20 protein-coding genes and 2 CRISPR repeat arrays are annotated in these 20346 nt (G+C 72.0%); of the genes, 14 read left to right on the top strand and 6 right to left on the bottom strand.

The genetic code is table 11. The annotated features are described in order from the left end of the window. Nucleotides 1-1024: 1024 nt before the first annotated feature. Nucleotides 1025-2036: direct repeats of the CRISPR family, unit length 29 nt; unit sequence GTCCGCTCCGCCTGCGCGGAGGTGACCCG. 770 nt (nucleotides 2037-2806) lie between these two features. Continuing rightward, a CRISPR array of direct repeats spans nucleotides 2807-3811; the repeat unit is 29 nt; unit sequence GTCCGCTCCGCCCGTGCGGAGGTGGCCCG. A gap of 141 nt (nucleotides 3812-3952) precedes the next feature. The 6 genes from ACFYUY_RS35040 to ACFYUY_RS35015 form a co-directional block, all read right to left on the bottom strand. Then, on the bottom strand, nucleotides 3953-4144 hold the full coding sequence (locus ACFYUY_RS35040; RefSeq protein ID WP_387906823.1) for a hypothetical protein: 192 nt from the start codon (nucleotides 4142-4144) through the stop codon (nucleotides 3953-3955). Continuing rightward, nucleotides 4141-4458: a hypothetical protein gene (locus tag ACFYUY_RS35035; RefSeq protein ID WP_387906820.1), complete on the bottom strand. Its 318-nt coding sequence runs from the start codon at nucleotides 4456-4458 to the stop codon at nucleotides 4141-4143. Before ACFYUY_RS35035 ends, ACFYUY_RS35040 begins: the two co-directional genes overlap by 4 nt. A 75-nt stretch (nucleotides 4459-4533) precedes the next feature. Further along, nucleotides 4534-5382 carry a DciA family protein gene (locus ACFYUY_RS35030; protein ID WP_387906817.1) on the bottom strand — a complete coding sequence of 283 codons (849 nt, stop codon included), beginning with the start codon at nucleotides 5380-5382 and terminating at the stop codon, nucleotides 4534-4536. After that, nucleotides 5379-6671: a hypothetical protein gene (locus ACFYUY_RS35025; RefSeq protein WP_387906814.1), complete on the bottom strand. Its 1293-nt coding sequence runs from the start codon at nucleotides 6669-6671 to the stop codon at nucleotides 5379-5381. The genes ACFYUY_RS35030 and ACFYUY_RS35025 overlap by 4 nt, the downstream gene beginning before the upstream one ends. Before the next feature lie 889 nt (nucleotides 6672-7560). Continuing rightward, complete coding sequence (locus ACFYUY_RS35020) at nucleotides 7561-8292, bottom strand: histone deacetylase (RefSeq protein WP_387906811.1); 732 nt, start codon at nucleotides 8290-8292, stop codon at nucleotides 7561-7563. Then, entirely contained in the window at nucleotides 8292-9050 is a 759-nt protein-coding gene (locus tag ACFYUY_RS35015; RefSeq protein ID WP_387906809.1) for a GntR family transcriptional regulator, read from the bottom strand. The genes ACFYUY_RS35020 and ACFYUY_RS35015 overlap by 1 nt, the downstream gene beginning before the upstream one ends. Nucleotides 9051-9439: 389 nt before the next feature. Between ACFYUY_RS35015 and ACFYUY_RS35010 the strand changes: the two genes are divergently transcribed. From ACFYUY_RS35010 to ACFYUY_RS34945, 14 genes are all read left to right on the top strand, one after another. Then, the gene (locus ACFYUY_RS35010; protein WP_387906807.1) at nucleotides 9440-10207 is read left to right on the top strand and encodes a hypothetical protein; all 768 of its coding nucleotides are present in this window, start codon (nucleotides 9440-9442) and stop codon (nucleotides 10205-10207) included. Between the two features lie 107 nt (nucleotides 10208-10314). Beyond that, the gene (locus ACFYUY_RS35005; RefSeq protein WP_387906804.1) at nucleotides 10315-10737 is read left to right on the top strand and encodes a hypothetical protein; all 423 of its coding nucleotides are present in this window, start codon (nucleotides 10315-10317) and stop codon (nucleotides 10735-10737) included. A 341-nt stretch (nucleotides 10738-11078) separates the two neighbouring features. Then, nucleotides 11079-11585: an ATP-binding protein gene (locus ACFYUY_RS35000; RefSeq protein WP_387906801.1), complete on the top strand. Its 507-nt coding sequence runs from the start codon at nucleotides 11079-11081 to the stop codon at nucleotides 11583-11585. Nucleotides 11586-11676: 91 nt separating this feature from the next. Beyond that, nucleotides 11677-12132, top strand: a complete 456-nt coding sequence (locus tag ACFYUY_RS34995; RefSeq protein ID WP_387906799.1) for a hypothetical protein — start codon at nucleotides 11677-11679, stop codon at nucleotides 12130-12132. A gap of 30 nt (nucleotides 12133-12162) precedes the next feature. After that, nucleotides 12163-12438 (top strand): WhiB family transcriptional regulator, encoded by a 276-nt coding sequence (locus ACFYUY_RS34990; RefSeq protein ID WP_387906837.1) that lies wholly within the window; start codon nucleotides 12163-12165, stop codon nucleotides 12436-12438. Nucleotides 12439-12625: 187 nt separating this feature from the next. After that, a complete protein-coding gene (locus tag ACFYUY_RS34985; RefSeq protein WP_387906796.1) occupies nucleotides 12626-12871 on the top strand; it encodes a hypothetical protein in 246 nt (81 codons plus the stop codon). A gap of 102 nt (nucleotides 12872-12973) precedes the next feature. Then, nucleotides 12974-13480, top strand: a complete 507-nt coding sequence (locus tag ACFYUY_RS34980) for a hypothetical protein (RefSeq protein ID WP_387906793.1) — start codon at nucleotides 12974-12976, stop codon at nucleotides 13478-13480. A gap of 32 nt (nucleotides 13481-13512) precedes the next feature. Continuing rightward, entirely contained in the window at nucleotides 13513-15234 is a 1722-nt protein-coding gene (locus ACFYUY_RS34975) for a hypothetical protein (RefSeq protein ID WP_387906790.1), read from the top strand. A 118-nt stretch (nucleotides 15235-15352) separates the two neighbouring features. After that, on the top strand, nucleotides 15353-15502 hold the full coding sequence (locus ACFYUY_RS34970; RefSeq protein WP_387906787.1) for a hypothetical protein: 150 nt from the start codon (nucleotides 15353-15355) through the stop codon (nucleotides 15500-15502). Nucleotides 15503-15664: 162 nt separating this feature from the next. Continuing rightward, the gene (locus tag ACFYUY_RS34965) at nucleotides 15665-16180 is read left to right on the top strand and encodes a hypothetical protein (protein ID WP_387906785.1); all 516 of its coding nucleotides are present in this window, start codon (nucleotides 15665-15667) and stop codon (nucleotides 16178-16180) included. A 4-nt stretch (nucleotides 16181-16184) separates the two neighbouring features. After that, complete coding sequence (locus ACFYUY_RS34960; RefSeq protein WP_387906782.1) at nucleotides 16185-16367, top strand: hypothetical protein; 183 nt, start codon at nucleotides 16185-16187, stop codon at nucleotides 16365-16367. 939 nt (nucleotides 16368-17306) lie between these two features. Next, entirely contained in the window at nucleotides 17307-18881 is a 1575-nt protein-coding gene (locus ACFYUY_RS34955; protein ID WP_387906780.1) for a hypothetical protein, read from the top strand. Nucleotides 18882-18895: 14 nt separating this feature from the next. Next, nucleotides 18896-19405 (top strand): hypothetical protein, encoded by a 510-nt coding sequence (locus tag ACFYUY_RS34950; protein ID WP_387906778.1) that lies wholly within the window; start codon nucleotides 18896-18898, stop codon nucleotides 19403-19405. A gap of 106 nt (nucleotides 19406-19511) precedes the next feature. Then, complete coding sequence (locus ACFYUY_RS34945; protein WP_387906776.1) at nucleotides 19512-20345, top strand: hypothetical protein; 834 nt, start codon at nucleotides 19512-19514, stop codon at nucleotides 20343-20345. The last annotated feature ends 1 nt before the right edge of the window (nucleotide 20346 follow it).

Raw genomic sequence — 20346 nt, 5'->3', positions numbered from 1 at the left:
CAGCAAGGCCCTCAACGAACCTGCCAGCAAACGCCGTTCACCGGTAGTCATCACACTCAACCACCGATGGCACGACCACTAACGCAACGGCATTGTCATGCGATCGACAGGGGGCAACAGTCATGCCGGACCCGGAGGCCAGGAGCCCCGTTTCAGGGCCACAAAGAAGGTAGCGGGGCAGCAGCCCGCCGAGGTCCGTTCTGCCTGCGCGGAGGTGGCCCGGTGGCCGAGTTTGCGGCCAAGATTCTGGGCGTGCCCGCTCCGCCCGCGCGGAGGTGACCCGGTGTTCCGCTGCTCGTCGTAGTCGTCGCGGCAGCCCGCTCTGTCCGCGCGGAGGTGATCCGCTCGTGAACGCTGCGGTTGGCATGCTCGACAGTCCGCTCCGCCCGCGCGGAGGTAACCCGCAGGAGACCAGGTTCTTGACCATGGAGTCCTGGTCCGCTCCGCCTGCGCGAGGTGACCCGCGGACGGTGTGCCAGAACCGCGGGACGTCGAGGTTCGCTCCGCCCGTGCAGAGGTGGCCCGCGACGTGAGGGTGAGCTCATCGATGCGTTCGAGTCTGCTCCGCCCGAGCGGAGGTGGCCCATGCACGACCGGGATGTAGAGCACCGTGGAGCTGTCCGCTCCGCCCTCGCGGAGGTATCCCAGTGAAGACCAGACCCGGGCTGCGCAGGGGGTCCGCTCCGCCTGCGCGGAGGTGACCAGCAGGCCGAGGCCGCCAGCACGGAGACGCGGGTGTCCGCTCCGCCCGTGGCGGAGGAGGCCGCCACCGAACCGGGATGCGGCCGGTTGGTCCGCGTCTGCCCCGCCGCGCAGAGGTAGCTGGCTCTGGATGTTCCGTCGATGCGGACAGGGCCCGGTCTCCCGGCGCAGTGTGGTGCCGGACGGCTTCGACCAGAGGTGCTGTCCGCAGCCCATGGCACGATGAACCCGAGTTCCTTGACACCACAACAGCACAACCGACCGGCCCCTCGAGCATGGTCAAGAAACGGCAAAGGCATCGCTGCGTCGCAGCTCGGGAAGGGTCCGCTCCGCCTGCGCGGAGGTGACCCGGGCAACGCCTCCTTCGCCACCTCGCTCGCCTGGTCCGCTCCGCCTGCGCGGAGGTGACCCGCAGGTGCAGATCGTGCCGCTGTACACAACCGGGTCCGCTCCGCCTGCGCGGAGGTGACCCACGTCTGCTGGGTCCGCTCCCACGCCGCGCCGAGTCCGCTCCGCCTGCGCGGAGGTGACCCGCAGTCATACGGCGTGCCTATCGCCGAGGCGTCGTCCGCTCCGCCTGCGCGGAGGTGACCCGCGGAGGCACACCGGTGGCGACCCGCACCGCCCGTCCGCTCCGCCTACGCGGAGGTGACCCGGTTGTGTACTGGGCGCGTCCACCGTCGGGGGCGTCCGCTCCGCCTGCGCGGAGGTGACCCGTCGCAGTTTGGTGCACCCCCACGTTTGCCCAGGTCCGCTCCGCCTGCGCGGAGGTGACCCGCTCGTCCGCTCCGAACTGGAGCGCCTGGGCGAGTCCGCTCCGCCGGCGCGGAGGTGACCCGCGGCCGAGCTTGAGGGCGGCGGGAGCGACGTCGTCCCCTCCGCCCGTGCGGAGGTGACCCGGGCGCGACGAGAACCGTGGGCCGCGGTGACCAGGCCGCTCCGCCCGTGCAGAGGTGACCCGCTCCCCGAGCAGGCCGCCGAACTCTTCGACGCGTCCGCTCCGCCCGTGCCGAGGTGACCCGGTCGCAACCGGTACGGTCCAACGGGCCTTGACGTCCGCTCCGCCCGTGCGGAGGTGACCCGATCACGCGGTAGTCGGTCATCCTCGCCCCTCGTCCCCTCCGCCCGTGCGGAGGTGCCACGTTGGTCGGCGGGCAGATGGTGATCGTGGCCGGGTCCGCTCCGCCTGCGCGGAGGCGTTTCGCTTCTCCCGCGGGTAGGTGGCTTTCAGGGTTCAGCGCCTCGTCCGCCCCGCCTGGGCGGGGGTGTCCCGGCCCAACCGGTCTGGTTGATGTCCCAGCGGTAGTTCGCTCCGTCCGCGCGGAGGTGACCCGTCGTACTTCCCGATCACGGCGGCGCGCCAGCGGTCCGCTCCGCCCATGCGGAGCCCCGCGCGGGCGGTCCATGCGGCTCCTCTCCGAGGTATCCGCTCCGCCTGCGCGGAGGTGACCCGCGGCCGAAGGTGTCCTCGGAGCAGACCTAGTTCTCCGCTCCACCTCCGCGGAGGTGACCCATCGTCCAGGGCCAGCACGGCAACGACGCCCGGGTCCGCTCTGCCCGCGCGGAGGTGACCCGGCGAGACCGCAGAGACGTACCGGCTGCTGGGGTCCGCTCCGCCTGCGCGGAGGTGGCCCGTGCCGCTGGGTCAGGATGCCGGTCTTAGGCGTTCCGCTTCTCCCGCGGGTAGGTGGCTTTCAGGGTTCAGCGCCTCGTCCGCCCCGCCTGTGCGGAGGTGCCCCGTGCTTGGTGTGCGGGAGCGGGTAGGTGCCCTGGTTCGCTCCGTCTGTGCGGAGGTTGCCAGCGGATCCAGGTCCTGGCCCGGCAGAAGAAGTCGCCAGCTCCGCCTGTGCGGAGGTGACCCAACCTCCCCGACGGCGGGCCCGCGGCGCCGTGGTCCGCTCCGTCCGGGGCTCCCCGCGCCGGACCGTCGCCAGCTCCCGACGGGACGGCGGACAGGGTGCTCCCGGTGGCGCGAACAGTCCGCTGCCCGCGGCCCGTGTCACGATGACAGCGTTCCTCGACATCACAACAGCACCACCGACCTGACCCGCCCCGCGATGGTCAAGAAACATCAAAGGCCCTGCTGCGCCGCAGGTCAGAAAGTGTCCGCTCCGCCCGTGCGGAGGTGGCCCGCCGACGACCGCGGCGACCTTGTGCTCCGCCGGGTCCGCTCCGCCCGTGCGGAGGTGGCCCGTAGCGGACGAGGGCGCGGGCGGTCTCGCGGGGGTCCGCTCCGCCCGTGCGGAGGTGGCCCGGCCTCGCCCCCGCCGAGCTGGCCCGCCTCCTCGTCCGCTCCGCCCGTGCGGAGGTGGCCCGGTCCTGGACGCTGACGACATGCTGACCCCGGGGTCCGCTCCGCCCGTGCGGAGGTGGCCCGCTTGGTCAACCCAACGAAGTTCCCGGACGCGTGTCCGCTCCGCCCGTGCGAAGGTGACCCGATCACCGCGAGGATCAGAGCGGCCCACCCGGTGTCCGCTCCGCCTGCGCGGAGGTGACCCGGTCTCGTCGGCAGGCCCGCCGTTCTTGAGCTGGTCCGCTCTGCCTGCGCGGAGGTGGCCCGCCGGTCATCCTCAACGCCAACGGGACGCTGGTGTCCGCTCCGCCCGCGCGGAGGTGACCCCCCGCCGGCCCACTCACACAACTCCGGCCGGTAGTCCGGCCCGGCCGTGCGGAGGTGACCCGCGCTCGGATGCCCGTCCGGTGGCTGCTGGGTGGTCCGCTCCGCCCGTGCGGAGGTGACCCGCGGGTGCCCTTTTCGTCCGTGACCTTGTGGCCGTCTGCTCCGCCCGTGCGGAGGTGACCCGGCTGCCCAGTCCTCGGCGCCGATGCGGATGGGGTCCGCTCCGCCCGTGCGGAGGTGACCCGCTAGACACGGCCACCACCGGCATCGCGGACCAGTCCGCTCCGCCCGTGCGGAGGTGACCCGCGGTGCTCGCCGCCCGCGCAGGCCGGACACTGGTCCGCTCCGCCCGTGCGGGAGATGGTCCGGTGAAGCCCTCTCGGTCGTGGTCAGGAAGTGGTCCACTCCGTCGGTACGGAGGTGGCCCGACAACCGCCGCGTTCGGTTGGCGGAACGTGGGGTCCGCTTCGCCTGCACGGAGGTGACCGGGACTCCTCCGCCGGGTTCCCGAACGTGGCCAGGTCCGCGCCGCCGAGTGGAGCAGCCCCGGTCCCCGCGCTGGACCTTTGCCCGCGACCAGCGGACGGCGGTCAGGTCGCTTCCGCTGCGGACCAGGGCTGCTCCGTCCGGTCACGCCCAGATGTCGCCCTCGTGCTCGCCCGGGCCGCTACCGCCGGGCACTGGGATGCCGAGCCGCGGGTGGACCGCCAGGCGCTCGACGAGCTCTCTCGACCGCGCCCGGTTCGCCGGGGCGCAGCGCGGCGAGGGCGGCTCGGCGGCGTCGGAGAGGAAGACGTGCAGCGGGGCTGGCTGGTCGGTCACCGGTCGCCGCCAGCGGCGCGGAGCCGGGCGAAGGCGTCAGCGGCCGGGGTCCACTGCTGGCCGCCGATCGGTGCGGCGAGCGAGCCCATGGCCTCGGGGCTGGTGCGCAGGGTCAGGCGGTGGCGGTAGGTGGCGATCACATCGGCGACGGCGGCGAGGTCACCGATGGGGGAGGAGTCGAGGGCGGCGGCCAGGTCCTGCTCGAACAGGTCGCGGTCGCCGGACAGACCGTAGCGCGACAGGGCGGTGCGCAGCTCGTGCAGGGTGGCCGGCCTGGGAGCAGCGGCGTCCTGGTGGTCGGGCTGGGTGGTCACCTGGTCCTCCTCGGTGGTGGCGGGCCGCAGGTTCGACGGTAAGCGGTCGGCGGGCGGGTGGTGGAGTGGTCCTGGTCACGCGGCACCGGAGAGGGCGGTCGACTGGGCGCGGTTGGTGCGCAGCGGGACGGCGTGGCCGCGGGCGACGGCGAGAGCCGCGTGGTGGCGGGCGAGGGCTTCGCGAGCCCGGGCGGTTCGGGCCAGGGCCTCCTCGTCTTCGACGCAGGGGCGGTGAGCCCCCTCGGGTTCGCGCAGGCGGTTGTAGTGCTGGCGCAGGATCTCCTCCCGGGCGGCGGCTTCTTCGTCGAGCGCTGCCTGACGGGCCTGGGCCTGGTCGCGCATCTGGTGGCGGAGCTGCTGGTAGGCGGGGCTGTCGGCGAGCGGGCGCTCGGCCGCGGTGGAGGCCGGGGTCGGGTGCTGCTGAGCCGGGGCGAGGGTCGGTTCCATGTCGGGTGCCGGGCCAGCGGTGGTGGCGCCGACCCGGATCTCGAGGGCGCGGACGGTGTCGGGCCGGGCGTGGTTGAGCTTGGCGAGGAGCTGGCGCTGCTCCAGGCGCAGCTTGGTGGCCCAGGCCGGGGAGTCGCAGGTGATGCGCAGGGTGCGGGTGTCGGCGTTGAAGCCGGCCGGGAACCAGTGGGTGGACCCTTCGGCGCCGACCAGCTGGGCCCAGTTGTTGCGCATGGTGCCCTGGGCGGTGCCCAGCGCCCAGCCCTGGGCGGCGGCCATGGCGGGCATGAGGGTGGCAAGGGGAGAGGGGTCGCGGGCGTCGCGGCCGGCGCGGGCGATCTGCTGGCGGGTCGGGGTGGTCTTCTTCACGGTCGCGGTGCCGTTGAGGCGGGCGGTGCGCCGGGCGGCGCGCAGCGCGGTGCGGGCGAGGTCAGCGCCGCCGGGCTCCTGGGTGGTGCCGCGCAGGTCGTCGGTCATCGGGTTACTCCCAGCTGGATGTTGGGGTTGGCGTCGAGGGAGGCGTACTTGGCGACCAGGTCGGCACCGAAGCGCTCGAAGGCACGGTCGCCGGCGGCTTCCATCTGGGCAAGCGCGGCCGCGGGCAGGTAGTCCGCTTCGAGCAGGTCCTGCCTGGTCGCGGGTGCGGTGGCAGCCGCCGCACCGAACAGGTCGGCCATGAACGTGAGCTCGTCGGCCAGCTCGCGGACCGCGGCGACGCTGGTGTCGGCGACCTGGACGGCGGCCCGCTCGGCCACCGCCTGGTCGTGCTGCTCCTGCTCGGCGTCCTGGCGCAGGGCATGCGCGATCAGCGAGTGCGGCCGCTCCGGACGCCACAGCAGACCGGCGCACCCGTACTGACCTGCGATCTCGCCCAGCCAGGCCACCGCACGCTGCTCGTCCCAGCCCCGCGCCACGACGTCGTTGAGGACCCATCGAAGCTGGTCGTGCGAGGCCTGCCCCACCCACGGCACCCGCCGGTACGCGACCCGGGCCAGTTGGTCACCGGCGGCCATCATCGCCGCCGTCACGACCTGCCCGAGCACCGTGCGCTGCCGCTCCCCGGCCTGCTGCGCAGCGCGCTTCTTCCTGGTGCTGGACGTTGTCTCACGGGCCATGCCCGTAGTTTTTGAATCACGCACGGAGGGAGAGCTGAGGTAGTCAGTGGTACCACCCTCCATTGGGGTGCAACGCGGGGTGCTGACGGGCTGTCGGGCACGGCTGTGACGAACGGTGCGGCCGGTACGGCGCAGGCGCTTCGCGGCCTTCTTCCCGAGCTCCGCGATCACGCCCCGACCCTCGTCCGAGATCCCCGTTATCCGCCGCTCCAGGCCCTCGCCCGTAGTCCGGATGCCGAGCGCCTGGTCGTAGGAGGGCGGGATCAGCCGCTCGTACTCGCTGGCGCGGCAGTCCACCCGGACCTGACCGGGCACCATCGGCAGCCGGGTGCCAACCGCGCGCCAGGCCAGCAGGCTTGTTGCCCGCAGGATCTCCAGGTGGTACTGCACCGTCCGGCGGCTGCACTGCATCGCCCGCATCAGGAACGCGATGCTCGGCCGACAGGGAGTCAGCTCCGCCAGGATCCGGGCCAGCCGCAGCGTCGTCTCGCTGAACTTCGGCCGCCGCTGTGGCGGGACGTACAGGCCGGCACCGTGCACCCAGTGCACCGCCTGCATCCACGAGTAGCCGTCCAGCGCGATCCGGCCCGCGGTACCGAACACCAGTTGGTGCTCGGCCGGCACCCACGGCGCCCGGGCCGGGGTCGGCATCGGCAGGGCCTCGGTCGTGGTCGACCGCTGACTAGGAAGGCGGAGGGCGTCTGATACACCCGCAGGGGCGTCAACGGCGCCCCAGGCACGCTCACCCGGGTGAGTGATATGCGTCACGTCGCCCGAGCGGTGGGGTCGCGGTGTGGAGGTCTGCGCTGCTCTCGAGCCAGCCTCACAGACCAGGCAGGAACGGGGAAAAACGGTCGCGGGACGGCTGGCGGTGGTGCCGGCATCGCCGGGACCCGTGGCGTCGACGACGACACCACGAGCACGACGGCACTGGCAGCCCGAGCCGGGCTGCTGCATGATGGCAATGCCTCCTAGGGATAGTGGGCACGCAAAAGGCGCCCTTCGTGGGTGCTGGTTCTCGCAGAACCTGAAATTCGCTCGGTAGCCCGGTTGGTAGCCGGAGATCGGGCCTTCGCGACCGAGTTGGTAGCTCGGTCGTGGTGATGTCGGGCCGCAGGTGCTGGTGGTGGTACACCGGCTGCGGCCGGGCGGTGGAGACCCGGTGGTACGGGTCGGCAGCCGCCCGCGACGACTACGTCATCTCAACCCCCTTCGGGGGCGAGGTGTATCCGCATACAGACACGACGGCACCCCGCCGGAGCGACCGACTGATCGCGTCCACGGCGGGGTGCCGCGTGTGTGTCAGAGCGCGCGTACGGGTACGCTGCATCATGTCGACCTTCCTCATGATCAGGTCCGACCGCGGAGAGGGCCCCTTGCCGGGGGCGCCGATCCACTCGCGCCGCCCCGGCTTGTCCAAGGCCTGGGCGGCGAAATTTTTTGTGCACTAAGTGCCCAGCTAGCCTACCGCGTGCGAGCAGCGCGTATCCATCTGCCCACCGACTGTGTCGATCTGACGTCTCGACGGTCAGCTGGACCGCTAGGTTCGGGTTTGGAGAGCATCCAGGACAGTCTGAGCGGTCCAATGCCCCACGGCGCCTGGACGCGTGGCCAGATACTCCACAGCGGCCTCTAGGGGCCAGCCATGAGCTTCGGCCAGGCCAGTGGCGAAGTTGGACAAGTATGCGGCGGAGGGAGGGTTCAGCTCGGCTTCGGGGAGGCTCCAGGGAGCAGTGAAGGTACAGACGGGGATGCCATCGATCGTGCCGGGGCAGACCAGGGTCTCGTAGCGGCCGGGGCCGAGCTGGTCGCGGCCAGCCGCAAGTGCCCGGGTGAGATCGAGGTTGGCCCCAGGGTCCTGGTACATCTCCTGGGCGGCGATGTCGGAGAATTGCTCGGTGGTCACCAGGTAGGCCCGGGCAGGCATCTCCCCCTCTTGGGCGGGGTCATAAAAGCCCATGCCGCCAGTCCACACCGCGGATTCCAGCGCGAAGTACAGCAGGCCGGGTAGCAGTACCGGAAGGGTGTGCTTGGGCAATCGCGGATCGCGGCAGCCAGGGTAAGTGCGAGCCCCGCCTGGCGGCTGGCCGCCAACGATGTAGTACTTTAGCCGGCTGGCGTGCATGTTCGACCCATACGCCGCATACCAGACCAACCTCGTCTGACCCAGATCACCGGTCAACGGCTCCGCGCGGCGCACATCGGGGTGTGGTGTCGCAGAAAGCTGCTGAACACCGCTGTTGAATAGGGAGACGTCAGCGGAGGCGGTCATCAGACCTCCATCTCGTAGACGAGCAGATTGCGGTCGCCTGGGGCGATGGTGACCATCGCGCGGACCGGCCCTTCGGCCCCGTATCCGATGCGAACGTGCTGGAGCACTGGGGTGCCCACCGGGAGTTGGAGGAGCTCAGTCTCTTCAGGGGTGGGCATCCGGGTGCTTATCTCGTCGCGCACTCTGGTCTGAGGGTGGCCGATGTGACGCAACACGCCGCCAGGGACGGACAGCTCCCGGTCCTCGTCCAGCAAGGTTCCTCTGGCGATCGCGCCGGGGAAATAGGAAGTCGAGATCTGGAAGGGCTCGTCATCTACCCAGCGGACTCGGGCGCGTTTGACGACCTCGTCGCCTCGCATGATGCCCAGCCACTCCGCGATTTGCGGCTCAGCAGGCTCCACGGTCTTGACTATCGTTTCGCTGGGCTGGCGCCCAGCATCCTTGATGGCGGTTGCCCAGTCATCTAGTGCGTGTGAGTCACGGCGCCGGCCTCGCTCGAACTCGGACAGGTTCCAGGTGATGCGGCGAACAGACCGAACCCGGCGGCGACCGCCCTGCTCCCCGACGACGAGGCCCTCAGCCTTGAGAATATCCACCCCAGCCGCAGCGGTTTTGGGAGCCACCTGGAACGCCTCCGCGAGCTCCCGACCGGTGGGGAGAACGGCGCCGGGGCCTAGCAGGCCGGACCTGATCTGCTCGCGGAGAGCGTCGGCCACGGACCGCGCGCTGCCCCGCCTGGTCTGATCTGTCGCAGTCATGGGTGTCAAGGTACTCCACGTTGCATGACTTTGGTACCTAACTTGCTGCTCCTGGCTGCATTTTTCCCAGGCTGATGGTGGCTTGACTGCCCCATGTGGCCAGCTTTGGTGCTCAGTCATGGAACTTATGCACCAAAGTCCTTGACGGTGCGTCACCTGCTGCGTACGGTCTTGGATGTCGCCACAGACTTAGGCACCAAAGTCTACATCTTTGGTGGTGAGTGCGTGCTCTAGCGCCGGGACGGTAGCTCCACCAAACCTCCCGGCGGCACGCCGCAGCGCTGATGCGTTGTCCGCTCGCCAGGGCGCCGGATCCTCCGGTCGGCCTGGGGGGCGGAGAGAGCACCGCGCCCCGGCCACCAATTCCCTCCGCACCCGAGGAGTCCTTGATGACCATCTCGACCGCGATCCCCACGGCGCAGCCGCGCAAGCGTCGGACCCGTACGACGAACGTCTCCTGCAAGCCGGCGCTCCTCCTGTCGGAGTTGCCGCGCAATCTGGTCGACTTGACTCCCCGCGCCGAACACCTCGCTTGCCCTGGCTGCGGGACCTGGTGCCCGCTCACCGCCCACAAGGGCACCAAGGAGTGGAAGCTGGTCCCGCATCACACTACGAAGGCCGGCTCCTCTGGCGCCCGTCGTTGCGGCAACTCGAACCGGCTGTTCGTCATCGACATCTCCCTGTCCCGCTGGCAGGAGCAGCGGGTGGAGGCTAGCGCCGACGTTGCCGCTCGGCGGTCGACCAAGGTGCTGAAGAAGGTGAAGACGCCGGTCACTCCGGCGCTTCACCAGCTGGAGCCGGCCGCGCCCACCGCTGACACCGCCCACGCTGCTTACGTCGGCCACCGCAGCCGCTGCACGGCCTGCACCGATCCGCGGAAGCGCTGCTCTGACGGCCTGCGCCTGGGTGCCACATACCTCGAGCTGCTGCGTCAGGAGCCGGAGCGCCGCGCCGCCCAGGCGCAGCAGGAAACGTCCCGCCGCGCTAGCGAGCGCGCTATGGCCCGGGAACTCCCGGCCCGCCGCGCGGCGGAGTGGGCTGGTGTCCGGCTGGCGGTTCTAGCTGCGGATGTTCAGCGGGAGGTTCCACTGGAGGACGCGGTGGGCCCGATTCGTGGCGCCCAGGTCCCGACGGAGACGCTCCACCCCGCCGTCTAGCCCACCACCAACAGCACTACCTCCCACGGCCGCCGCCGACCCCGAGTACGACGGGGTCGCCGGCGGCCGCCGTATGCCCACACAGTGACCGCCCTGAGGAGACTGCCATGCCCAACACCCCCGCCGCCGCGCTGCTCGCCGACGCCTACACCTGGTTCTCGACCGGTCTGCAGGACCTGGTGAAGGAGCTACTGGACGATTCCGGCCTGGATACCGCCAACGACCTGGTCGGCGACCTGTGCGGCGAGCTGTGGCTCCACGCTGCGGAGATTGCGATGGCTCACGGCCGCTCCTTCACTGAGATCCTGGACCTGCTGGACGAGAAGGCGGGCCGCCTGGTGAACCGCCTCCGCGACGGGCCGGAGTTGGACCTGGCGGGTCGGAACGACACCGTTGCCGACCCGGCCGACGTCGCAGAGCTCGCCGCCGACTCGGTCGATGGCACCGGTCACCGGCCGGTCCCCCGCCCGCATCGCCCTGCCGCCACCAGCACCGTCGAGCACTTGACGGCGCTGCGGTCTGCCGCCTGACCAGCCAGCTCTCTCCTGCGACGCTGCCCGTCGTTTCCGCCTCGGCATCGCCGGTGCGGAGGCGGTGGGGGGATGGCAGGAGTCGCCCTGAAAATGCCGACGGCCCCGGGATTGCCCTCCCGAGGCCGTCATCGTCGCGCCTAAACAGGAGGCAACGACTGTGCTGCACAACATCATGGCACGCCCCGAGACGGACCTCGTCCCGGGGGACAGCGACCCGGACATGGACGAGGCCCTGCGCCGGGTCCGCCAGGGCGGTGGCCGGTGATGCCGGCCCGGAGCTTCGCCGGCGGCACGCCGGTGACCAAGCCCAGCACCCCCGGCAAGCCGAAGGGCGGACGATGACCACCCCCGCCCCCACGACCTTCGGCACCGGTACCGCCCCCGGCCTGACCGCCCACGACCCGGCCCTGCCCCCGCCCCGCCCCGGCCTCTACCTGCGCCAGCGTCCCGGCGGCATCGTCGCGCACCTGACCGCCAGCCAGGACACCGTGCACACCGTGCGGTCCCTGGCACTGACCGTCCTGCTCGCCCACGGCGTCGACCTGGAGACCGCCGAGTCCGCGCAGCTGGTCCTGTCCGAGCTGCTCGGCAACGCCGTGCGCGCGGGCGGGGAGCACGTCCCGCTGGTCGTGGAGGTTCACCGCTCCCGCGGAACGGACGCGGTCGTCGCCGTCCACGACCCGCTCGCCGACATCACCCCGCGCCGCACCAGCACCCCCGCGGACAGCGACGAGGCCGAGTGCGGCCGCGGCCTGACCCTGCTCGACATCCTCGCCCCCGGCTGGACCGTCGAGCCCTCGCCCATCGGCAAGACGATCCGCTGCCGCGTCCGCGCGGCCGGCTGACCAACCGCCCCTCCCTCACGCCCGCTGCGCCCCGGACCTCGGCCCGGGGCGCAGCGGGCGCTTCGTGAACTTCCCTGGCCGGAGGCCAAGCATGAAGCAGCGTTCCCGTATCTCCACCGACGCTCGCCGCGTGTACTACTGCGCGGACAGCACCCGCCGCTGGATCGCCCGGCAGATCGGCCCGCGTTGCGTCGGCGGTATCTACCGGGGTGCCTACGTCAGCGACACCCCCTACGAGGTTCTGGCGATCGATCCGGGCCCGCGCGAGGGCTGGCCGGCCTGGGAGATCACAGTGCGTACCGTCGGCGAGGACCGGATCCGCCGGCACTGCACCGCCTGGGACCACGAGCGCGACGTCGTCGTCGCGCAGCCCGAGGACGAGGACTTCGCCCAGGCTTGGGCGGCCTGGCAGCTGACGCATGACCCGGACCCGTGGACGCGGCGCGAGGCGGACAGCCCGGCCTGGCAGCACGTCCTCGACGAGATCGCCCACCCGGTGAGCACCATCGCGTTCCAGCGGCTCGCCCGCACCGCCCGGATCAGCTGACCGAGAGGAGCCCGCACCATGACCAAGATCATGCTCACGACCGCCGCCGAGACCGACTGGCGGATGCGCTCGGCGTGCCGGGAGGAGGACCCGGAGCTGTTTTTCCCGATCGGCAACACCGGCCCGGCCCTGATCCAGATCGAGGAGGCCCGATCCGTCTGCCGGCGTCGATGCCCGGTGTTGGAGCAGTGCCTGACCTGGGCCTTGACCACCGGCCAGGACCACGGCGTGTGGGGCGGGATGAGCGAGGACGAGCGACGCGCGATGAAGCGCCGGGCCGCCCGCAACCGCGCCCGCACCACCTGACCGCACCTCCCGCCCGCGCCGGTGCTGTCGCCCGCGACCGCGCATCGTCCCGGCCCCTGACACGGGGCGCCGGCACCAGCCCGTGCGGTGAAGCAGATGCCGCCCACGAGCCAGTCACACGAGCCAGTCACTCTCTCGCGCCGCCGGCCTCGCACCGGCGGCGCCCCCACTCGGAAGGACCCCTGTCATGCGCTGGAACCGCTCCGCCCGGACCACTCTCGCCGCCAACATCGACGACGCCGCGGCCGCCGCCGCCGACGGCGCGGCCAACGGACACGCCCTCGCCAACGACGCCACGGCCGACCCGACCACCCGCGCGCAGGCCGCCACCGCCGCCCGGATCCTCGACGACCGCGCCCACCACCTGCGCGCCGACGCCGCCGCGGTCCGCGACGGCGTCGACCCCGGCGAGCTCGGCTACGCCGCCCCCTGACCGCGTCGGTTGGCCGCCGCCCCGCACCCAGCTCACCGGATGCGGGGCGGCGGTGTTCGACGGTGCCCGACGCACCGCCCCACGATCACGAGGAGGACCTCCGTGTTCCGTCTCATCCGCACCACCACCTGGACCGCGACCCGCCGCCGTCTGCTCGATACCGAGGGCGAACTGGAAGCGGCCGTCACCATCCTCGCCGCCCAGGCCGCCGGCTGGGAGCCGCCGCAGCCGCCGGTCGACGGCGACCTGGCCGACGTCCTGCGCTACGTCGACGCCGGTGTTCGCGACGAGGCCGTCTGCCGGGCCGCCGACTACGCCGAGCAGCACCTCGACCAGGAGAACGTGCTCGGCCTGGCCATGACCGAGCGCTGGACCGGCTACCCCGACGGCAGCGCCGTCCACTACCTCGGCGCCGACCGCTGGCTGCACTACCACCCCGGCCGCACCAAGCTGCGCACCGGCCGGGCCCACTACTTCCCGGAGTCGGAGCGGGTCTGCGTGATCGGCAGCCGCAGCGCCCGGGACGTAGAGCCGGTGGCTGGCCTGCCCGCACTGCTGGAGCTGCTCGGCGGCACCTACATCAACTACCTCGTCGGCCAGCCGGCCTGACGCCGGACGCTTCCCCGAGAGGACGAACCGCCTTGAGCACGACCTACGAGAGCCCGCCGCCGCCGGCCCCGCCGGCCGCGGTGAACGGCAGCAACCGGCCGCTGAACACGCTGAGCCTGCCGCGCCAGGACCGCACCGCCGGCACCCCGGCCGGGGCGGTACGGCACGTGGTGACCCGCCAGGAGTACCAGGCGGCGAAGAAAGCGCTGCACAAGCTGGAGCGCCTGGGCGAGCTGATCACCAGGTCGCTGATGACGATCGGCGGCGGCGCCCTGGTCTTCACCTGCGTCAACGTCACGCTGTTCGCGATGAGCCACGACATCCCGGGCTGGATCGCGTGGATGCTCGACCCGCTGGCCTCCCTGGCACTGATCACCGTGCTCTACGTGGACGGGGTTCTGACCGAGCAGGGCGGCGAGCGGGCCAAAGGCTGGCCGTTCCTGCTGCGCTGGTTCGCCGGCCTGTCCACCTGGTCGATGAACGCCTGGACTTCGCTATACCCCGACGGCGTCTTCTACCTGGTGCCCCAGCACCCGGACGCCGGCGGCCTGCTGCTCCACAGTGTGGCCCCGTTCCTCCTGATCGGCCTGGCGGAGGCGTCCTCCGGCTACCGCGCCTACCTGGCCCGGCGGCTGGAGAAGCTGCGCCAGGTCATCCAGGACTACGAGGACCAGGAGCAGGCGGCCAAGAAGGAGCGCGAGGACCAGGTCCGGGCCGAGCGCGAGCGGGCCGAGGCCGAGCGCGCCGAGGCCGTTCGTGCCGAACGCGAGGCGCGCAAGCTTCGCGAGGACCGCGAGTACGAGGAGCGCCGCGAGCGCGAGCAGGTCGCGGCGATGGCCGAGCAGGCCGAGCGCGCCTCGAAGGCGGAGATCGAGCGCCTTCGCGAGCAGGCCCGGCTGGAGGCCGAGAAGGCCGAACGCGAGGAGCGCAAGCTTCGCGAGGCCCGCGAGTTCGAGGCGCAGCAGCTGCTTCGCGAGAAGGAGCTGGAGGAAACGCGAGCGAAGATTGAGGCCGAGCAGGTGCGGCGCGAACGCGAGGCGGAAATCGAGCGGATCCGCGAGCAGCGGGAGCTGGAGAACGCGAGGACGCTTCGCGAGGCCGAGCAGGCCCGGATCGCCCGGGAAAACGAGGACGCGCGGGCCCGCCGGGAGCAGGAAAACGAGGCGGAGAAGCTGCGTCAGGTCCGGGAAAGCGAGGACGCCCGGCAGCGCTCGGCAGCCGAGCGCGAGGCGCTGAGGATCAAGGCCGAGGGTGAGGCCAAGGCCAAGATCCTGCTGGCGGAAGAGCAGGTCAGGCAGCAGCAGGCGGCCGAGCAGGAGCGCCGGGAGAAGGAGGCCGCCGAGGCGGCCGACAAGCGCCGCAAGGCCGAGGAGCGCGCGGCCGCGAGGCAGCAGCGACTCGCCTCGCAGACCGCTCGGACTCCCCGCACCGGCTCCTCGCGGGTCCCCTCGGAAATCGCCCCGCAGAACGGCGGCACGGTCCCTCGCGAACTGCGCTCGCAGCTTCGCGAGCAGGCCGAGCGCGAGGTCGCGCGGCTGATGCTGGAGGGCTCGGAGATCGACCAGAAGGCGATCGGCGAGCGCTACGGCAAGGGCGAGACGTGGGTCGGAGACCGCGTCCGGAACGCGAAGAAGCGTCTCGCGAACGACTCGGAGTTCGAGAACGAGGTCATCACGTCCGCGTTGGAGGACGAGATGCCGGTCTCCGAGGAGGCGCGCGACAGCGACACCCAGGCTGGCGACGAGGCGGCCTGACGGGATGTCGGTCTCTCCGGTGGCCACCAGGGCGAAGGAAGCGCCCTGGTGGCTGCCGAAGGTGCCGACGGCACCGAGCACCACCGTACCGAGCATCGCTCTGCTGAAGGAGCCCCCGATGAATACCCCCCTGTACCTGGTCGGCGTCGTGCTGGTCGTCCTGGTCGTCGTCTTGGCGGTGGTCACCCCGCTGCTGCTGGTCCACGCCCGCGGGCGGGACCACGGTTCGGCTTGCTGGTGGTGCCACCCGCGGTTGCGTCGCCGCTGACCGTCCTCCCACCCACCGAGATCCGGGCATCTCGGCCGGTCGCCGGGCCTTCGAAAGGGGGTCCGGCGGCCGGCGAAGGCGTCCGGCCCGGCGCCGAGAACCACTGCAGCGACCCGGACATCCGGCCGGAGCCCGGGTCGACAACCATCACCTGGAGAACCCATGTCCCAGAACCACAAGAGCGGGTGGACGTCGGAGCACCTGCTCAAGCCGCAGGGCACCAACCTGTACGCCGCCCAGCAGCGCGAGCGGTTGCGGCAGATGGCCAACGAGGTCCAGGGCCTGCTGAGCGAGTACCGCGCGGCCCTGGAGGACATTCACATCGACGGCGACAAGCCGCTGGAGGCGAAGGTCCGCGCATTCCGCGCGACCCGGCCGATGGCGGCGCTGGAAAAGCACCTGCGGGCGGCCGTGAACGAAGCCGGAAAGATCGATGCCGTCTACAACCGGCTGTATGTCGAACTCCCGGTCAAGCGCGAGAAGCGCGCGACCGCAAAGGCGCTCCAGAAGGCCCATAAAGCCGGAATCAAGAGCGGCCAGGGAATGCAGGCCGTGAACACGGCGGCGAACCTGAACGGAATCGCCGTCGGAATCTCCGAAAACCAGCACGGAAACGGCGATGGAAACTCCCAGGAAAGGCCCGCGGCGACGTTCCTCGATTTCCTTAAGGAGGCGTGAATCCATGCCGCTCACACCCGGGCAGGCCGCCCACTGGAATCAGCGCATCGCAGCGACCGCGACGAATTCCGACCGCGCGCAGGCGCTATGGGACCTGGCCCGCACGATGGCCGGCCGGGACGAGGTGGCGTGGGCGGACCTGGTGCGGATGCTCACCGCGTGGACGCAGGCCCGGGCCGGCTCCTGACGGGCCCGGCGGCGGGGTGACTCTTCGCGCTCACCGAATCCACTGCGATGCCGCGATCCGGGGTCGCCGCGTGCGCGCACAGTGCGCGCACGCGAGGGACCCCGAATCGGTAACGGACAGTGACCAACGATTGGAGGCGGCCGGATGGCCGACGACACCACGGGGACCGTGCTCGGCTTCCCCGGCCTGACCCTGCCTGGAGTGGTGGGCGAAGACGGCCCCGGCGACGGGCTGCCGACCCTGGCCCCGTTGACCACCGAATTCGCCCCGCCCGCCTCCCTGTCCGTTCCCGAGGGGCCCGCCCTCGGCGAGAATGCGGAAACCCCCGCCCACGGAATGGACGCCGTCCCGGCCGCCGGGTCCGGCTCCCTGGCCCAGGTCACCTCGATGTCCACCGTGATGATGGCGGGAATCACGGTCGCCGCCCTGCGTGGCGCCTATCACGCGGTCGGCTATCTGAAGGCCCGCGCGGAACACTTCAAGGCCGTCCGGGACCAGCAGGGCGCGGCCGCGGGAAAGGTCAATACCGAACTGGAAAGGGCCCGCGCGGCGGCTTTGGCGGCGCAGCGGCGAAGCCGTATCCAGTCCGGTCCGGAATATGCTCGGAACTCCCGGAATTCCGGCCCGAACTCCTCCCAGAATTCAGGCCGTACGAATAGCCAGGTGCCCTCGATGTTCCGGTCCACCGGGCAGACGGGGCCCAGCGGCCCGCACTCGAAGAAGCCCGACACGGGTCGTGGAGGCGGGCAGGACAGCCGCCCAGGTCTGGCGGGCAGCACCGGGCCCGGGCGGGTCCAGGAGGCCCGCAGGAGGGCCCTGGAAGACTCCGGCCGCAAGGGTCGCCAAGGAGGGAATACCGGGGCCCAAAACAACTCCCGGAACGGGTCCCTGAATACCGATCAGGGCCGCTCCGGGCGGCAGCCGGCCGCGCCGGACACCGTGCGCGGTGCGGCCCGCCGGCGGGCCGCCGAGCGGATCCTGAACAGCCCGAAGGACAAGCAGCCGGGCCCCGGCCGGAAGGGGTCGGGTGAGCAGCCGGGCCGTTCCGGGCGGCAGCTGGCCGGGCCGGACACCGTGCGCGGTGCGGCCCGCCGGCGGGCCGCTGAGCGGATCCTGAACGGTCCGAAGGACAAGCAGCCGGGCCCCGGCCGGAAGGGGTCGGGTGAGCGGCCGGGCCGCTCCGGGCGGCAGTCGGCCGGGCTGGACACCGTGCGTGGTGCGGCCCGTCAGCGGGTCGCCGACCGGATCACCACCGGGACCTGGAAGCCCACCGGCGTCCACGGCGCCACCGCAGCCACCCCCACTACCATCCGCGGCGCGGTCCGCAAACGGGCGGTGGACCGGATCCTGAACGGCAGAAAGCCCAAGGACCCCCCGAAGGACCCGCAGGCGCCGGCAACCCCCACGACACCGGGCACCGGGCTGGCCGTGCGGCCGCAGGCGGCCGGAGCTGGCGCCGACACCGGGCCGGCAGCAGTGCCCGAGTCGGACACGCGGTCGGCGTCGACCGGCACCCGCACCAGTCGACGCTTCCGACGGGTGTTCACTCCGGGCGGGGCGACCGGATCGCGGCCCTGGCGGCTGCGTAGGCCCGGCACCACCGCCCCGGGCAGCCCCGAGGACAACCGGCGCAGGAAGCGCCAGGAGAAAGAGCAGAAGAAGGAGGAGAAGAAGAAGCGTCGTACGCGCCGCTGCCGTCAGCGGGCCGAGCGGGCGAACGCCCGCCGCTTCGAGAAGGTCCAGCACGGAGACGAACACCGGGCAGAGGAGTCGACGGAGAGCACAACCGAACAGGAGTCGACGGACTGGGGCAGCCACACCTGGTGGCGCCCGGGAAGCACCTGGACCTGGCCCGACGACAACGAAGAGCCGGTCGACTTCGGGCCGCCACCCGGGTGGGTCTGGTCCCAGACCGTCACGGTGCGTCGCGCCGACCGGGCCGACCCGAACGCGCCCGCTGCGCCGGCCCTGGGCCGCGGTCAGGCCTCGCTCCCGCGTGCCCCGCACTCCGGCCCGCACACCCGACCCCGCACCACCCGCCCCATCCCGATGCCGCCCGCACCCCCCACCGCACCACCCGCTGGAGGACGACACGTGACCATCCCCGTGCCCAGAACGGCATCCGGAACCCAGTACCAAGGCGACTCGGAGCTGACGATCTACGACGTCATCGGGGCGGATGCCGACATGTCGGAAGAGATCCTCGCGGGCGCCGACGACGCACGCGAGGCGGCCGAGGGCTGCGAGAAGCTCCTCGACCGCCTGGAGGCCCTGCACGCCAAGATCCTCGACCTGAAGGTCCCCGGCGTCCTCGAGGGCATGGTCGCCTCCCTCATCGAGAAGGCCGAGAAGGTCAAGGCGAAGGCGGATGCGGTCGCCGAGAAGATCCCGGCCGCCTCCGAGGCCATCGCCGTCGCCGGGACCAACGCGGCCCGCCGCGACAAGCAGGTCGCCGACACGACACGCGACATGGGCCACGCCGCTCCCGCCGAGCGCGACTACCACGACACGTAAGGAGGACCCGCCCGATGCCCGACACCGACTTCGCGCCGCTCACCAGCCACGCGCCCGCCGCCGTCCACGACACCCCCACCGACCAGCCCCCCGCCGGCGGGGCCGAGGCCGCCTCCACCGGCGGGGCGCTCGCCCGTGCCGGAGAGATGATCCACGACGCCGTCAGCTACGGCATCGTCGTCACCCAGCTCGCCATCGCCGCGGTGCGTCTGGCCCACCTGTCCGAGAAGGTCACCGGCACCTACGAGTACATCGAGAGCTGCGCCGACTCGGTGCAGCGCCTCGCGGACCAGGCCGCCGGGATGAACGTCGACCGCGACACCGTCGGCGAGCACCGCGACGCCGCCACGGTCATGCTCTCCGTCCTCGACGAGGCCCGGGACATGGCCCAGGCCACCGAGGACCTCTCCACCCTGTTCCAGCAGACCGCCGACGCCCACGAGGCCGACTACGGGCCGGTCGACGACGCGATCGCCGCCAAGGAAGGCGAGCTGGCCGACCGCGAGTTCTACGCCAACCGCTGACCCACCCCAGGGGCGGCCGGTGCCGCCCCGACGGGCCGGGCTGGCCGCCCCTTCGCCCCCCGAACCCGCCGCTTTCCCGGCGGCACCCGCGAAGGAGCCCCCACCGATGATGTCCCTCGGCCCGCTGCGCGGGCGCATCGCCGTCGCCCGCGGCTACATCGGCCGCACCGCGACCCTCGCCACCACGGCGGGCCTGGCGGTCGGCGCGCTCACCACCGACACCCTGCCCTTCGTCGTCACGATCAGCGGCGCCGGCGCCGCCACCGCCTGGGGGCTGATCTGGTCGGCGACCCTGCCCACGGGCCGCATCCGTGACGCCGCCACCGCCCTCTACCTCGTGGCCCCCGTCAGCGCGGCCGGACTGCTCGTCACCGAGCGCCTGGTCCACGGCCTGCACTGGTGGGAGCTCGCGCTCGACGCCACGTGGGCGCTGGTCACCTGGAAGGTCCGCCCGGCCCGCATGGCCCGCGTCCTGGCCGGCCGCGAACGCTCCCTCACCCCCGAGGCCGTCCAGCAGGTCCAGGAGCAGCAGGCCGCCGCCCTCGTCCCGGCCGGATCCACCCACCCGATGTCGATCTGGTGGGCGCAGCGGGTCGCCGTCGAGGGCGGTGTCGCCCCCGGCACCGTGCTGACCGACGTCGAGCGCACCGGCGAGAAGGGGATGTCCGGGCTGATCCGCGCCGCCGTCCCGGGCACGCCGGTGCCCACGATCTCCATCACCGCCCTGTCCGCGCTCCTGGACTGGGACGAGGAGGAGATCAGCGTCGCGAAGGTAGCTGGCCGCGGAGCCGGGGTGCGGCGACTGACGGTGGGTACCGCCGACCAGGAGGCCCTCGACCCCTACACGCACTGGGTGAAGAACATCGCCCCGAAGGGCATGCCCGGCACGGTCATCACCGGCGTTCGCATCATCGACACCGACACGAAGGAACTGCACTGAC

This window comes from Kitasatospora sp. NPDC004745 (assembly GCF_042873275.1).
Taxonomy (GTDB): Bacteria; Actinomycetota; Actinomycetes; order Streptomycetales; family Streptomycetaceae; genus Kitasatospora.
This window is presented reverse-complemented; position numbering and strand designations above follow the sequence as displayed.

Bases quoted from the DNA above. Each gene is read 5' to 3' on its own strand.
- ACFYUY_RS35030 (WP_387906817.1), bottom strand. From the start codon at position 5,382: ATGACCGACGACCTGCGCGGCACCACCCAGGAGCCCGGCGGCGCTGAC.
- ACFYUY_RS35025 (WP_387906814.1), bottom strand. From the start codon at position 6,671: ATGCCGACCCCGGCCCGGGCGCCGTGGGTGCCGGCCGAGCACCAACTG.
- ACFYUY_RS35020 (WP_387906811.1), bottom strand. From the start codon at position 8,292: ATGACCGCCTCCGCTGACGTCTCCCTATTCAACAGCGGTGTTCAGCAG.
- ACFYUY_RS35015 (WP_387906809.1), bottom strand. From the start codon at position 9,050: ATGACTGCGACAGATCAGACCAGGCGGGGCAGCGCGCGGTCCGTGGCC.
- ACFYUY_RS35010 (WP_387906807.1), top strand. From the start codon at position 9,440: ATGACCATCTCGACCGCGATCCCCACGGCGCAGCCGCGCAAGCGTCGG.
- ACFYUY_RS35005 (WP_387906804.1), top strand. From the start codon at position 10,315: ATGCCCAACACCCCCGCCGCCGCGCTGCTCGCCGACGCCTACACCTGG.
- ACFYUY_RS35000 (WP_387906801.1), top strand. From the start codon at position 11,079: ATGACCACCCCCGCCCCCACGACCTTCGGCACCGGTACCGCCCCCGGC.
- ACFYUY_RS34995 (WP_387906799.1), top strand. From the start codon at position 11,677: ATGAAGCAGCGTTCCCGTATCTCCACCGACGCTCGCCGCGTGTACTAC.
- ACFYUY_RS34990 (WP_387906837.1), top strand. From the start codon at position 12,163: ATGCTCACGACCGCCGCCGAGACCGACTGGCGGATGCGCTCGGCGTGC.
- ACFYUY_RS34985 (WP_387906796.1), top strand. From the start codon at position 12,626: ATGCGCTGGAACCGCTCCGCCCGGACCACTCTCGCCGCCAACATCGAC.
- ACFYUY_RS34970 (WP_387906787.1), top strand. From the start codon at position 15,353: ATGAATACCCCCCTGTACCTGGTCGGCGTCGTGCTGGTCGTCCTGGTC.
- ACFYUY_RS34965 (WP_387906785.1), top strand. From the start codon at position 15,665: ATGTCCCAGAACCACAAGAGCGGGTGGACGTCGGAGCACCTGCTCAAG.
- ACFYUY_RS34960 (WP_387906782.1), top strand. From the start codon at position 16,185: ATGCCGCTCACACCCGGGCAGGCCGCCCACTGGAATCAGCGCATCGCA.
- ACFYUY_RS34950 (WP_387906778.1), top strand. From the start codon at position 18,896: ATGCCCGACACCGACTTCGCGCCGCTCACCAGCCACGCGCCCGCCGCC.
- ACFYUY_RS34945 (WP_387906776.1), top strand. From the start codon at position 19,512: ATGATGTCCCTCGGCCCGCTGCGCGGGCGCATCGCCGTCGCCCGCGGC.